Genomic DNA, 13,627 nt, shown 5'->3' on the forward strand with positions numbered 1-13,627 from the left:
CGGCGCTACTCGCCCTTCGCCGACGTCAGGCCCTGGGTGCGGCCGATGACCTGCACCTTCCCCGAGCCCTTCGGGTCCAGCGCCACCTCGTTGGAGATGATCTCCATCGTGAGCGACTGCTTGATCTCGCCCGTCGTCAGCGCCTCCACACCCTTGCCCGGCGAGGGGATGTTGGTGCCCGCGTAGGCCGTCTGCTTCTCGTAGTAGCGCGTGGTGAAGAACACCAGCGCGCCGCCGTCCGTGGTGCGCAGCGCCAGCGGTGCGTAGTCGCCCTCGGTCAGCGGCTCGTCGATGAACTGGCTGACCCGGCCCGGCCGCTTGGCGTCCTTCTCCCGGTCGGCACGCCACTCGCTGGTGTGGCGACCGGGCGCGAAGGCGCCCGTGCCGTCCTTGAGGTAGCCGGCGTACGCCTTGCTCAAGCCCTCCGGCGGCACGGCCAGTTCGGTCGAGTTCGCGGGGACGGCCTCGGCCCAGCCGTCCTTGTCGGTCTTGAACTTCGGCAGGTCGCCGGGGGCCACCAGCGTCAGATACGTCGCTTCCCACGGCTCGGCCAGGCCGCCCCGGGTGAACACGAAGATCCAGCGTGCGCTGCCGTACTTGTTGGCGGCCGCGTCGGCGATGAACCAGCGTGGCCAGCCCGCCTTCTTCGGGATCGTGTACTCGACGTCCGACAGCTTCAGCGGGGTGTGCGACGGGTTGCCGCCGGGGCTGATCGCCTTGCCCGCCTTCAGCCGGGCGCTGTCGATGTCGCTCAGGGCGCCGGTCACATGGTCGGCGTCCAGGGAGCTGTCGTACGCCTTGTCCGCCTTGTTGTACGCGGCTGTGAACTGCTGGAGGGCCTTGGCGGCCTCCGCCTTGGTGGCCGAGGGGAGGATCTCCCGCTCCCCGTGGACCACCACGCAACCGCTCGCCGTCAACGACAAAGCGGTCACGGATGCCGCAATCAGTGCGCTCCGGTCAAGCCTGCGGAGCTTTCGAGGGCCGCGTTCCCTGCTCATCAGGTGCCTTCACCTTCCCCTTCCCGGAGGCGAACCCTACCGGGGCCAGGAACAGGGCGAGCGTCGGGATCAAGTACAGCAGCCACACCGTGACCTGGAGGACGGTCGGATCGGGCTGGAAGTTGAAGACGCCCTTCAGCAGGGTGCCGTACCAACTCGACGGATCGATGGTGTCGCTGATGTCGAAGGCCAGCGTCTTCAGGCCCGGTACCCAGCGGGCCTCCTGCAGATCGTGGAAGCCGTACGCCAGCACGCCCGCCGCCACGACGACCAGCATGCCGCCGGTCCAGGTGAAGAATTTGGAGAGGTTGATGCGCAGGGCGCCCCGGTAGAACAGCCAGCCCAGCACGACCGCCGTGGCGATGCCGAGGGCGACGCCGACCAGCGGGCGCGGGCTGCCGTCACCGGCCGCGCGCACCGACGCCCACACGAACAGGGCCGTCTCCAGGCCCTCCCGGCCCACCGCCAGGAACGCGGTCGCCACCAGCGCGCCCGTGCCCATCTGCAGGGCCGCGTCCAGCTTGCCGTGCAGCTCGGCCTTCAGATGCCGGGCGGTGCGCCGCATCCAGAACACCATCCACGTCACCAGGCCGACGGCGAGGATCGACAGGGACCCGCCGAGCGCCTCCTGTGCCTCGAACGTCAGCTCCTGCGAGCCGAATTCGAGCGCGCAGCCGAAGCCGAGCGCGAGGGCGAGCGCGACGCCGATGCCGATCCAGATGGGCTTGAGCGCGTCCCTGCGGTCCGTCTTCACCAGATAGGCGATGAGGATGCAGACGACGAGCGACGCCTCCAGGCCCTCGCGCAGTCCGATCAGATAGTTGGAGAACACGGGCCTCTACGCCTCCTTCCCGAACAGCGTCCGGCCCCACCAGTCGTCCTTGTCGCGGACGCCGGGCGGGACCGCGAAGAGCGCCGAACCCACGTGCTGGATGTACTCGTTGAGCGAGTCGATGGCCAGGTTGCGCTGGATCCGGATGAACCCGGTGCGCGGGTCGCGCTGGTAGGCCAGGAAGAACAGGCCCGCGTCCAGGCGGCCCAGGCCGTCGGTGCCGTCGGTGAAGGAGTAGCCGCGGCGCAGGATCGTCGCCCCGTCGTTGGACTCGGGGTGCGCGAGCCGGACGTGCGCGTCGGGCAGCATCGCCTTCAGGAACGGCTTGTCGCGCTCCTTGGCCTTGCCGACCGGGGCGCCCTCGCCCTTGTCGCGGCCGATGATGTCCTCCTGCTCCTGCAGGGAGGTGCGGTCCCAGGTCTCGATGTGCATCCGGATGCGCCGGGCGACCAGATACGAGCCGCCGGCCATCCACTCCGGGCCGTCCTTCTCGCCGACCCACACGAACTTCTTCAGCCGGTCCGTTTCCGTCCCGGCGATGTTCCGTGTCCCGTCCTTGAAGCCCATCAGGTTGCGCGGGGTCTGCTCCTCGGGGGTGGTCGAGGAGGTCTTCCCGAAGCCGAGCTGGGACCACTTGATGACGACCTTGCCGAAGCCGATGCGGGCCAGGTTGCGGATCGCGTGCACGGCGACCTGCGGGTCGTCCGCGCAGGCCTGGACGCACAGGTCGCCGCCGCTGCGGTTCTTGTCGAGGTTGTCGCCGGAGAAGTGCGGCAGCTCGACGAGGGCCTCGGGCCGCCGGCCGGCGAGGTCGAACTTCTCGAACAGCGACGGGCCGAACCCGATGGTGAGCGTCAGCCGCGACGGCTTCAGCCCCAGCGCCTCACCGGTGTCGTCCGGCGGCGCCTCCGCCAGACCGCCGTACGCGCCCTCACCGACCGCGTGCCCGGCGGTCATCCGGCGCGCGGCGGCCGTCCAGTCCTTCAGCATCTGCACGAACTCGGCGCGGTCGTCGGTCTTCACGTCGAACGCGGCGAAGTGCAGCCGGTCCTGCACCGGGGTGGCGATGCCCGCCTGCTTCTCGCCGTGGAAGGGGATCGCGGCACCCGTCGCGGCGGCGGCCGGATCCACGTCGTTGCCCGTACGGGTCATCGCCACGGCACCGCCGGCCGCGACGGCACCGAGCGCGAGCCCGGCACCGCCCCAGCCGATCAGCGCACGACGGGAGGTGGTCGCCTCAGTCGTTGCTTCAGCCGATTCCGTTGATTCAGTCATGGTCGGCCCCTACTTCACGACGACGGCGGCGGCGAGCTTGGACAGCGGCTCCGCGAGGGAGTTGACACCGTCCGACAGCTCCTTGCGGTCGGCCTCGCCGACCTTGTCGTACGAGGTGAAGTCGTACGACGACTTGTCCGCGCGGTACTTGTCCAGCAGCGTGTTCAGCGCGCCGAACTGCTTGTCGAGCTCGGTGACCAGCGCCGGGTCGTTCTCCTTGACGACCGGCTTCAGCAGCTCGTACGCCTTCTCCGCCCCCTCGACGTTGGCCTTGAAGTCGACCAGGTCGGTGTGCGAGTAGCGCTCCTCCTCGCCGGTGACCTTGCCGGTGGCGACCTCGTCGAGGAGTTCCTTGGCGCCGTTGCCCATGTTCGTCGGGGTGATCTCGGCCTTGCCGACCCGGCTCTGCCAGTCCTTCAGGTCGGTGATCAGCTGGTCGGCGAGCTGCTTCTCGCGGTCGCCGATCTTCTTGTCCTGCCAGAGGGCCTTCTCCAGCCGGTGCCAGCCGGTCCAGTCCTTGGCCGGGTCCTGGCCGGGCTCCAGGCCGTCCTCGCGGACGTCGACCTTCGGGTCGATGTCGCCGAACGACTCGGCGACCGGCTCGGTGCGCTCCCAGCCGATACGGGAGGTGGCGTAGGCCTTCTTGGCGGCCTCGATGTCACCGTCCTTGACGGCCTTGGCGAACGCCTCCGCCTTCGGCAGCGTCTCGTCGGCCTGGGCCTGCGCGTACTCGCGGTAGGCGGCGACGGCCTTGTCCAGCCGGGGGTCGCGCTTGGCGGCCGTGCCCTTGCCGGTGGCCTTGACGGCCTGCCGGATGCCGTCGCCCTTCATGCCGGGCTTGCAGGCGATCGTGTAGTCGCCGGCCTTCACCTCGGCGGTGACGGTCTGCTTGGTGCCGGGGCCTATGTTCTCGCGCTCGGTGACGATGCGGTCGTCCGGGAAGAGGACGTAGACCTCGGTGACCTTGGACCCCTTGTTCTCGATGGCGAGTTCGACGTGCCCGGCCGGGAACTCCTTCTTCGACACCTCGCACTTGTCGTCCGTGGAGGTCACGTTGACGACCCGGTCACCGCCCGCGGAGCTGCCCTTCTCGGTGCATCCCGTGACGGCGGTCAGCGCCGCCACGGCGGCGATGGCGGTGGTGACGGAGAGTCTGGCGGCGCGCATGAAGGCTCCAGGAGGTGGCCGGAAAGTGTGCGTGACGGGCCTCACATCCAGGAAGGTGAGGCTCGCCTAACGGAGATAAGGATTACCTAAGTGGCCAAAATTGATCCCATGGAAAAGTCAAAGGAACGTCAAAGATTGCGTCGTGGGGTCACCAACAGTGCTCCCGTTCGAGGATGCGAAAGCACTTCGACGGGCTGGTCGTAGACCTCTGACAGCAGCCGCTCGGAGAACACCTCGGCGGGCGGCCCGTCCGCCGCGACCTTTCCGGCGCACAGAATCGCGACCCGGTGCGCGTACGCCGCCGCGAGCCCCAGGTCGTGCAGTACGACGACCACCGCGTCCCCGGCCCGCGCCCGCTCCCGGCACACCCGCAGCACCAGCTCCTGGTGCCGGAGGTCCAGCGCCGCCGTCGGCTCGTCGAGCAGCAGCAGCGGGGCGCGCTGCGCGAGCACCCGGGCGAGCGCGACCCGGGCCCGCTCACCACCGCTGAGCGCGGAGAACGGCCGCCGGGCGAAGCCGGTCACCTCGGTGGCGGCCATCGCCTCGGCCAGCGCGAGATCGTCCTCGGCGGGTGAGGACGCGTGGGGCGCACGCCCCATCCGCACGACGTCCTCCACGGCGAACGGAAACGACAGCGTCGCCGACTGCGGCAGCACGGCCCGACGCAGCGCGAGCTCGGCCGCGGACCAGTCGGCTGCCGGGTGCCCATGAATCCGTACGACCCCTTCGGCGGCCGGGACATCAGCGGCCAGCGCACTCAACAGGGTCGACTTCCCGGCACCGTTGGGCCCGACGAGGGCCAGCACTTCACCGGCACGGACGGGGACGCAGACGCCGTGCAGAGCCTCGCGAGATCCGAGCCGGACACGGAGGCCCTCGGCCTCGGCGAGGATGTCGCCGGGGTCGGCGGGGGGCGGGGGAGTGGGCCGAGGACGGAGGAGTCTCATGCACGGGCTCCTTGCAGGGGGCGGCTGCGGACGGTTCGGCACCGCCGCACAGGTTGTGGGGGCTGAGCGCCGTTGCGGCGGAAGAAGGGGCGGCGCGACGTCGGGAAGGCGGTCGGTACGTGATGGCTGGCGGGACGGCGGCCGACCAAAGGGGCGCGGGGAACCGCGCGACAAGCCCCCACGCACCCGCAGCCGACACGCGACCCCCTAGGCCCACCCCCCTTGTCGCCGCCGAGTCCGACGCAGCAGCCAGAAGAAGAACGGACTGCCCAACAGGGCCGTCAAAACCCCCAGCGGCAATTCCGCGGGCGCGGCGACCGTCCGTGCCGTCAGATCCGCGGCGAGAAGCACAAGCGCCCCCAGCAACGCACTCGCCGGCACCAGAAACCGGTGCCCGGGGCCGGCGGCCATCCGCAGCAGATGCGGCACCACGAGCCCGACGAAGCTGATGATCCCGGACACGCTCACCGCGGCCGCCGTGAGCAGGGCGATGACCAGTACAAGGAGGATCCGCAGCCGCTCCACGTCCACGCCCAGATGCCGCGCGGGCCGTTCACCCAGTGCCAGCAGATCGAGCCGGCCCGAGTACAGCGGCGCGACGGCCAGCCCGAGCGCCGCGCACGGCAGTACGGCCAGCACCTTCGGCCAGGTCGCCTGGGCGAGCGAGCCGAGCTGCCAGAAGGTGATCTGCTGGATGGCGGCGGCGTCCGCGAAGAAGAGGAACAGCCCGATCACCGCCCCGCCGAACGCGTTCACGGCGATACCGGTGAGGATCAGCGTCACCACCTCGGTGCGGCCGCCGGAGCGCGACATGGCGTACACGAGCAGCACGGTCGCGAGGCCGGAGACGAACGCGAAGACGGAAACCGTCCAGGTGCCGAGGAAGTCGACGCCGAGCGCGATCGCCCCGACCGCGCCCACCGCCGCGCCGGAGGAGACGCCGATGACACCGGGCTCGGCGAGCGGGTTGCCGAACACGCCCTGCATCAGCGCGCCGGCGCACCCCAGCGACGCGCCGATGAGCAGCGCGAGCACGATGCGCGGGAAGCGGACGTTCCAGAGCACCGACTCGGCGACCCGGTCGAGTTCGGTGCCGCCGAGGCCGACGCGGTGCTGGATGGAGGCGAGGACGTCGCCGACCGGGACCGGGTAGGCGCCGGTGCCCGCGGCGACCGGGACGAGGACGAGGAGGGCGACGAGCAGGCCGGCGGTCAGTAGACGGCCGGTGCCGCGGCGTCCGGACTGCGGGGTGTCCGGGACGGTGGCCTCGGGGGCGGGCTTCTCCAGTACGGTCACGCGCAAAGCTTAGGTTAGCCTTACCTTCGCTTGCTACCGGTCAGTGCGTCCGTCGTCCCGGAGGACCCCCCATGCCTGACTCCCTCTCCCTCGGCGGCATCGGCATCGGCGGCGACGGCGGTGTCCCGATCCTGCCCATCGCCCTCACGGCCCTCGCCGTACTGCTGACATCCGGCGTCGGCACCCTCGTCCTGCGCGGCCCCCACGATGACGGCGCGACACCCGACCCGGCCCACGACGAAGACCGACCCGAAGCCTGATCCCGTGCATACGCAAGACTGCCCCCGTGCACAGGGGACACAGGAGACACGGGGGACACAGGGAACTGCTGGGGCCGGGACGGCTCGTGCTCACCGCACAGGGCCGTCCGGATCCGCCGCCGCTGCGCTTCGAGACGGCGGGCGACGGCCGGCTCCTGCTGCGGCAGGGGGAGCGGCCCCTGATGCTGGGCCGGTCGGTGGGCGAGGGCTGCTGCCCGGAGCTGTATCTGCACCGCCTCGACGGCTACCGCTCGCCGTTGCCGCCGCTGCGCTCGACGACCATGCGCTCGTCCGTCGACTGGACGCATCAGTACGCCAGTTGGCTGGAGCAGTCGGAGGGGACGCCCTTGCGGGACGGGCGCTGGGAGCTGGCCCGCCGCACCGGCTTTCCGCCGGGCATCTGGACCGACGACCTCGTACGGGACTGGCCGGGCGGCCGACTGGAGCTGTTCTGCGGCGGCGGCTGGCACGGCGTCCTCCCCCTGCGCCCGCTCTCGCCCCCGGACGCCGGGCGGGTGAAGGCGTACCGCAAGCACGCCCGCGAGGGCACGCTCGCGCCCGTCCTGCTGTGGTGGGTGACCTTCCTCGACGGCTGGGTCATGCTCGACGGCCACGACCGGGCGGTGGCGGCACTGGCCGAGGGGTGGACACCGGAGTGCGTCGTGCTGAGCCAGGTGCCCGACGAGGAGGACTGGCGGCGGGGGATCGAAGGGGTGACCGAGGGGCACGAGCACCGCATGCGACAACTGGCGGCCCTCCCCGACGATCCGGCCACGGGACGCCAACGGACCGCCATGGAAAGGGCGTACGCCGAAACGATCGCCGATTTGCCCTACGGTGTGCCTCCCTCGCGCTTCCTGCCGCTCCCCGGCGGCGCCCCCGTCTGGGACGACCTCGCCGCTCGGGTGATGTTTCAATTTCCCCGTGACTGACTACGACGTCCTCCGCGTCTTCTGCGGCCCCAAGGGCGGTTACGGCAACGAACTCGGCGTCGTCCGGGACGGCTCGGTGGTCCCCGAGCGCAGTGACCGGCAGGCGATGGCGGCGAAGTTCGGCTTCAGCGAGACCGTGTTCGTGGACGATCCCGAGCGCGGGGTCATCGACATCTACACGCCCTCCGTGCGGCTGCCGTTCGCCGGCTACGCCTGTGTCGGTACGGCCTGGCTGCTCGACGTGCCCGAACTGGTCACCCCGGCCGGAGTGGTGGGCGCGCGGCTGGACGGGGAGTTCAGCTGGATCGAGGCGCGGGCGGAGTGGGCCCCGCCGCGCACCCTGCGGCAGTACGCGACCGCCGCCGAGGTGGAGGATCTCGACGTACCCCCGGCAGGCGAGCGAAGCGAGATGGGGGTCCCCCCGGACGAAGTCTGGGGGAGGATCTACGCCTGGGCGTGGGAGGACGAGGCCGCCGGACGTGTCCGGGCCCGTGGCTTCCCCGGCCGGGGTGACGGCGTCGAGGAGGACGAGGCGACCGGTGCGGCGGCCATCCAGCTCACCCACCAGCTGGGCCGCGCCCTCAACATCACGCAGGGCTCCGGCTCACAGCTCCTCACCGCCCCGCAGCCCGGGGACTGGGTCGAACTCGGCGGCCGGGTCGTCCTGGAACACTGAGCCCCCGTCGTCCTTCAGGCGCTCAGCGGGAACTCCTCGCCCAACGCCCGGAACACCGCCGTGTTCAGGGCGAACGCCCTCTTGCACTCCGTCACGATCCGCTGCTTCTCCAGGTCGTCCGCGGGCACCGCGTCCAGGAGTTCGCGGTAACCCCGCTTGAACGCCGCCGGGTTGGAGATCTCCTCGAAGACGTAGAAGCGGACGCCGTCTCCCTTGCGGGCGAAGCCCCAGGTCTTCTCCGCCTTGTCGCGGATGATCTGGCCGCCGGAGAGGTCGCCGAGGTAGCGGGTGTAGTGGTGGGCGACATAGCCGGCCGGCCAGTCGCGGGCACACTCCCGCACCCGGTCCGCGTAGGCCCGCGTGGCCGGCAGCGCGGACACGCCCGTCCGCCAGTCGGGGCCCCGCAGATGCGCCAGGTCCCGCTCCAGTGATGCCAGGCGGAACAGCTCCGGCTGTATGAAGGGCCCCGCCACCGGGTCCGACGCCAGCCGCTCGGCGCCGGTCTCCAACGCCTCGTACACGAACCACAGTTGCTCCGTGTAGCGCGCGTAGGCGTCCACGCCCAGCCTGCCGCCGAGCAGGTCGCTCATGAACGTGGAGGTCTCGGCCTCCACGTGCTGTTCATGGGACGCGGTGCGGATGAGTGTCGAGAAGGACTCCATGGGGCACATCCTCTAAGGTAAGGCTTACCTAAGTCAATAGCTTGCCGACACCCTGTCGGTAAAAGGGTACAAGAGAAAGCCCGCCCTGGCAGGGCGGGCTCTGTAGATCAGTGATCTCGTGATCCAGTGATCGGCGATCAGGGGAGAGTCAGGATCTCCGTCCCCGTCTCCGTCACCACCAGCGTGTGCTCGAACTGAGCCGTCCGCTTCCGGTCCTTCGTGACGACCGTCCAGCCGTCGTCCCACATGTCGTACTCGTGCGTGCCCAGCGTCAGCATCGGCTCGATCGTGAACGTCATCCCGGGCCGGATCACCGTCGTCGCGTGCGGGCTGTCGTAGTGCGGGATGATCAGGCCCGAGTGGAACGACGAGTTGATGCCGTGCCCGGTGAAGTCCCGCACCACCCCGTACCCGAACCGCTTCGCGTACGACTCGATCACCCGGCCGATGACATTGATCTGGCGGCCCGGCTTGACCGCCTTGATCGCGCGGTTCAGGGACTCACGGGTGCGCTCCACCAGCAGGCGGCTCTCCTCGTCCACGTCGCCCACCAGGTACGTGGCGTTGTTGTCGCCGTGCACCCCGCCGATGTACGCCGTCACGTCGAGGTTGATGATGTCGCCGTCGCGCAGGACCGTGGAGTCCGGGATGCCGTGGCAGATCACCTCGTTGACGCTGGTGCACAGCGACTTGGGGAAGTTGCGGTAGCCGAGCGTCGAGGGGTAGGCGCCGTGGTCGCACATGTACTCGTGCGCCACCCTGTCCAGCTCGTCCGTCGTCACACCGGGCGCGATCAGCTTCGCGGCCTCCGCCATCGCCCGCGCGGCGATCCGCCCGGCGACACGCATCGCCTCGACGGTCTCCGGGGTCTGCACCTCCGGACCCGTGTACGGCGTCGGCGCGGGCTTGCCGACGTACTCGGGGCGACGGATGTTTCCGGGCACGGAACGGGTGGGGGACAGCTCCCCGGGCACGAGCAGCGACTGGCCAGACATGCAGCGAGTCTAACCAGCGGCCATGGGGGAACATGACGGTGGCGAGAGGAGCCGGTCATGGCCTTGTTCAAGAAGCGCACGGTGGGGAAGCCGGGGGAGTGGTACTACTGCCTCGTCCACAAGAAGGTCGAGGAGGGCCCGGAGTGCCCGGCCAAGGACCGCTTCGGGCCGTACACCACCCGCGAGGAGGCCCAGCAGGCGATGGACCTGGCGCGGGAACGCAACCTGGAGTGGGAGAACGACCCCAGGTGGCACGACGCCCCGACGGGCCCTGCGGACGACAGCTGATCAACTCTCCGCCGGTGACGGCACGGGGGCGGTGGTCGCTGAGGCCGCCGCCGCCCGCTGTTCCCGCACCCGCACCGCGTGCTCGTTCGTGCGCGCGTCGTACGACATCAGCTTCGGCAGACACAGCGCCAGCAGCCCCACCGCGCCCACGCACAGCAGCCCGCCCGACCAGATCGACGTCCTGACGCCCTTCCAGGCGGCGACGCCACCCATGTAGGTCTGGCCGAGCTGCGGGCCCACCGAGTACGACAGCAGCTCGATCCCGGCGAGCCGGCCGCGCAGCTCGTCCGGGATCGTCTGGTTCCACATCACCCCGCGGAAGATGCCGCTGACCATGTCGGCGGCGCCGCCCAGGATCAGGAACAGCAGCACCAGCCAGACGTTCCCGGAGACACCGGCGGCCATGATCGCCACGCCCCACAGCGCCGCCGACAGCACGACGGCCCGCCCGTGCCGGTGCACCCGTGAGGTCCAGCCGCTGGTCAGGCTCACCAGCATCGCCCCGGCCGGGACGGCGGCGTACATCAGGCCCAGCGACCAGGGGGCGTCCAACTCGTCGGCGAGGAACGGCAGTACGGCGAGCGGCAGCGCGAACAGCATCGCCGCGATGTCGATGACGTAGGTGCCGAGGAGCTCCTTGCGGCTCCAGGCGTACCGGGCGCCCTCGGCGATGGCCTTGAGCGACGGCTTCGCGGCCTCGTGGGACGCGGGGGAGGGGGCGATGCCCAGCGTGAGCAGTACGGAGGCGGCGAAGGTCAGCAGGTCCGCGCCGTACGCCCAGCCGAGCCCCGCGTACGCGACGACCACACCGGCCAGGGCCGGGCCCGCGACACCGCCGGCCTGCCAGCGCAGCGCGTTGAGCGAGGCGGCGGCCGGGAGATGGTCGTGGGCCACGATCCGGGGCCACAGGGCGTCCAGGGCGGGGCGCTGCACCGAGACCAGCGCGGAGGACACGGCGGCGACGGCGTACAGCGGCCAGACGGCGGGGCTCGGCAGCAGCGCGTTGACCAGCAGCGCCGCGCTCAGCAGGCCCTGCCCGACCTCCGTCCACAGGATCAGCTTCCGCTTGTCGAGGGCGTCGGCGAGCGCGCCCCCGTACAGCCCGAACACGATCAGCGGCACCAGCTCCACGGCCCCGATCGCCCCCACCGCCGCCGCGGACCCGGTGAGCTCCTTGATCTGCACGGGCAGCGCGACGAACGTCAGAAAGCTCCCGAAGTACGAGATCAACCCCGCCAGCCACAGCTTCCGGAAGTCGGCGGAGGCCCGCCAGGGGGCGAGGTCGGGGAGTACGGCACGCAGGCGGGAGCGTGGCGCAGGGGTGGGGGTGGGGGAGTCGTCGGTCACGAGGGGCCATGCTCGGGTGGGCGGTTACCGGAGGCAAACGGTTTTGCGGGCCCCGGGTACCGAATCGGACGGGCGCTACCAGTGGGCAGGCGGCGGTTCGGACGGGCGCGCTACCAGCGGGCAGGCGGCGGTGCGGTCAGCGACTCCGCCAGGCGGGCGAGGCGGTCGCGGAAGCGTCGGCGGCCCCTCGGGGAGGGCAGTGCGTTCTCGCCGGCCGCCGCGCTCACCAGGTGCTGCACGGTGTCCAGGTCCAGCTCCGACCCCTCCGGCACGGCCAGCGTCTCGTGCGCCATGGCCGTCAGCTCTCCCTCGGCGGGGCCGAGCGCCAGCACCGTCGCCCCGGCCCGGCGCGCGTCGTGCACCCGTTCCAGAAGCGGTGCCCCCGGCCCGCCCGGCGACACCACCAGCAGCGTCTCCCCGCGCCGCGCCGCCGCCAACCGCCCCAGGCCGACCGCCAGATGCGCCGGATCCGAGGCGCGCGCGTCATGCCGTACGAGTGTGGGGGTCAGCTCCGGCATCCCGGACCACGCGGCCTCGTCCACCAGGTGGGCCGCCAGATGCCAGGGCTCGTACTCCCGCGTGCCGACCAGTAACAGCCCGCCCCCGTGCGCCACCGCCGACGCCCGCAACGTCCCCGCGAACCGCCGAGTGGCCCCCAGCCACTCGGTCCCGGAGAGTACTTCGCGCAACAAGGCGACCCGCACGGCATCCATGCGACCGCATCCTGCCGCAACCGACCGTTCGTGACCGGGCGTTCACCGCGAATTCGCCTGGCGTGGGGAAACACAGGGCCCGTTGGCCAGGGTGAGGAGTTCCGACGATGACCGAGACCAGTGTCCCCTTCCGTGCGGGCCAGGCAGGGTATGCCTCCTTCCGTATCCCGGCCGTCGTCGTCAGCGGTGCGGGCACGGTCCTCGCCTTCTGCGAGGGGCGGGTCGACTCGGCCGCCGACCACGGGCACATCGACATCGTGCTGAAGCGCTCCACGGACGGCGGCCGCACCTGGGGCCCCCTCCGGGTCGCCGCCGACAACAACTGGCACCTCGCCGGCAACCCCGCCCCCGTCGTCCTCGACACCGGCCGCATCCTGCTCGTCTACATCCGCAACCACGCCGCCGCCACCGAGGACGGCATCCTGCGCGGCGAGGTCAGTGACGCCGACGGCCGCCGGATCTGGGTGCGGTACAGCGACGACGACGGTGTCACCTGGTCCAGCTCGAAGGAGATCACCGCGCAGGTCAAGCGGGCGGGATGGCGGTGGTACGCCACCACGCCCGGCCATGCGATCCAGCTGGGCACCGGCCGGGTCGTCGTCGCCGCCAACCACACGATCCCGCCCACCGGGGACGACATCGGCACCGAGGCCCGATACAACAGCGGCCACTGTCTGCTCAGCGACGACCGGGGCGCGACCTGGCGCATCGGGTATGTCGACGAGAACACCGACGGCTACATCAACGTCAACGAGACCACCGCCGCCGAACTCCCGGACGGTCGCGTCTACTTCAACACCCGCAACGACTCCGTGTCCCCGGGCAACCGCGCCGACGCCTGTTCGGAGGACGGCGGCGAGACGCTGGTGAAGCCCTTCCGTCCGCAGGCGGGCCTTATCGCCCCCATCTGCGAGGGCAGCGTCCTTCAGCTCCGCGACCCGGACGTGCTCCTGTTCTCGGGCCCCGCCGACCCCGTCGCCCGCGCCCTGATGACCATCCGCGCCTCCACCGACCACGGCGTCACCTGGCGGCCCGCGTACCCGGTGAACGGGCTGCCCGCCGCCTACTCGGATCTGGTCCGCGTCGATGCCGACACGGTCGGACTGCTCTACGAGACCGGCGACTTCGGCCCGTACGAGACCATCACCTTCCGGCGGGTGCCCGTGAACCGGCTCACCTGAGCGATCGGCGCGGGCGGGGCGGACGGCTGCATCATTCCGGGGGACAACCCCCGGACCC

General features: G+C 71.0%; 15 protein-coding genes. 5 read left to right on the forward strand and 10 right to left on the reverse strand.

The features are described from left to right. Positions 1–5: 5 nt before the first annotated feature. The 6 genes from ACFWYS_RS20220 to ACFWYS_RS20245 all read right to left on the reverse strand — a co-directional run bounded on the left by ACFWYS_RS20220 (position 6) and on the right by ACFWYS_RS20245 (position 6,515). A complete protein-coding gene (locus ACFWYS_RS20220; protein ID WP_384770439.1) occupies positions 6–998 on the reverse strand; it encodes a hypothetical protein in 993 nt (330 codons plus the stop codon). Then, positions 958–1,830 (reverse strand): iron uptake transporter permease EfeU, encoded by an 873-nt coding sequence (gene efeU / locus ACFWYS_RS20225; RefSeq protein WP_384770442.1) that lies wholly within the window; start codon positions 1,828–1,830, stop codon positions 958–960. The genes ACFWYS_RS20220 and efeU overlap by 41 nt, the downstream gene beginning before the upstream one ends. A gap of 6 nt (positions 1,831–1,836) precedes the next feature. Next, on the reverse strand, positions 1,837–3,105 hold the full coding sequence (efeB, locus tag ACFWYS_RS20230; RefSeq protein WP_384770445.1) for an iron uptake transporter deferrochelatase/peroxidase subunit: 1,269 nt from the start codon (positions 3,103–3,105) through the stop codon (positions 1,837–1,839). A gap of 9 nt (positions 3,106–3,114) precedes the next feature. Further along, on the reverse strand, positions 3,115–4,272 hold the full coding sequence (efeO, locus tag ACFWYS_RS20235) for an iron uptake system protein EfeO (RefSeq protein WP_384770448.1): 1,158 nt from the start codon (positions 4,270–4,272) through the stop codon (positions 3,115–3,117). Positions 4,273–4,400: 128 nt separating this feature from the next. Then, a complete protein-coding gene (locus tag ACFWYS_RS20240) occupies positions 4,401–5,219 on the reverse strand; it encodes a heme ABC transporter ATP-binding protein (RefSeq protein WP_384770451.1) in 819 nt (272 codons plus the stop codon). Between the two features lie 207 nt (positions 5,220–5,426). Further along, positions 5,427–6,515, reverse strand: coding sequence for a FecCD family ABC transporter permease (locus ACFWYS_RS20245; RefSeq protein WP_384770454.1), 1,089 nt, complete (start codon positions 6,513–6,515; stop codon positions 5,427–5,429). 71 nt (positions 6,516–6,586) lie between these two features. Here ACFWYS_RS20245 and ACFWYS_RS20250 point away from each other — a divergent pair, with 71 nt between their 5' ends. The 3 genes from ACFWYS_RS20250 (at position 6,587) to ACFWYS_RS20260 (ending at position 8,383) form a co-directional block, all read left to right on the forward strand. Continuing rightward, positions 6,587–6,775, forward strand: coding sequence for a hypothetical protein (locus ACFWYS_RS20250; protein WP_384770457.1), 189 nt, complete (start codon positions 6,587–6,589; stop codon positions 6,773–6,775). An 86-nt stretch (positions 6,776–6,861) separates the two neighbouring features. Next, positions 6,862–7,707: a hypothetical protein gene (locus tag ACFWYS_RS20255; RefSeq protein ID WP_384770459.1), complete on the forward strand. Its 846-nt coding sequence runs from the start codon at positions 6,862–6,864 to the stop codon at positions 7,705–7,707. Then, the gene (locus ACFWYS_RS20260; protein WP_384770462.1) at positions 7,700–8,383 is read left to right on the forward strand and encodes a PhzF family phenazine biosynthesis protein; all 684 of its coding nucleotides are present in this window, start codon (positions 7,700–7,702) and stop codon (positions 8,381–8,383) included. The genes ACFWYS_RS20255 and ACFWYS_RS20260 overlap by 8 nt, the downstream gene beginning before the upstream one ends. A gap of 14 nt (positions 8,384–8,397) precedes the next feature. On the opposite strand, the gene ACFWYS_RS20265 is transcribed toward ACFWYS_RS20260, so the two are convergent. Together ACFWYS_RS20265 and map are read right to left on the reverse strand one after the other, a co-directional pair. Next, complete coding sequence (locus tag ACFWYS_RS20265) at positions 8,398–9,045, reverse strand: heme oxygenase (biliverdin-producing) (protein WP_384770465.1); 648 nt, start codon at positions 9,043–9,045, stop codon at positions 8,398–8,400. Positions 9,046–9,182: 137 nt separating this feature from the next. Then, entirely contained in the window at positions 9,183–10,040 is an 858-nt protein-coding gene (map, locus tag ACFWYS_RS20270) for a type I methionyl aminopeptidase (protein WP_384770467.1), read from the reverse strand. Positions 10,041–10,097: 57 nt separating this feature from the next. Here map and ACFWYS_RS20275 point away from each other — a divergent pair, with 57 nt between their 5' ends. After that, entirely contained in the window at positions 10,098–10,328 is a 231-nt protein-coding gene (locus ACFWYS_RS20275) for a hypothetical protein (RefSeq protein ID WP_384770470.1), read from the forward strand. Here the strand turns inward: ACFWYS_RS20275 and ACFWYS_RS20280 are convergent, their stop codons facing one another. Then, positions 10,329–11,675 carry an MFS transporter gene (locus ACFWYS_RS20280; protein ID WP_384770473.1) on the reverse strand — a complete coding sequence of 449 codons (1,347 nt, stop codon included), beginning with the start codon at positions 11,673–11,675 and terminating at the stop codon, positions 10,329–10,331. Between the two features lie 110 nt (positions 11,676–11,785). Continuing rightward, positions 11,786–12,388 carry a hypothetical protein gene (locus ACFWYS_RS20285; RefSeq protein WP_384770476.1) on the reverse strand — a complete coding sequence of 201 codons (603 nt, stop codon included), beginning with the start codon at positions 12,386–12,388 and terminating at the stop codon, positions 11,786–11,788. Between the two features lie 107 nt (positions 12,389–12,495). Here ACFWYS_RS20285 and ACFWYS_RS20290 point away from each other — a divergent pair, with 107 nt between their 5' ends. Further along, on the forward strand, positions 12,496–13,569 hold the full coding sequence (locus ACFWYS_RS20290) for an exo-alpha-sialidase (RefSeq protein ID WP_384770479.1): 1,074 nt from the start codon (positions 12,496–12,498) through the stop codon (positions 13,567–13,569). The last annotated feature ends 58 nt before the right edge of the window (positions 13,570–13,627 follow it).

The sequence above is a fragment of the Streptomyces sp. NPDC059010 genome (genome assembly GCF_042740355.1).
In the GTDB taxonomy this organism is placed as follows: Bacteria; Actinomycetota; Actinomycetes; order Streptomycetales; family Streptomycetaceae; genus Streptomyces.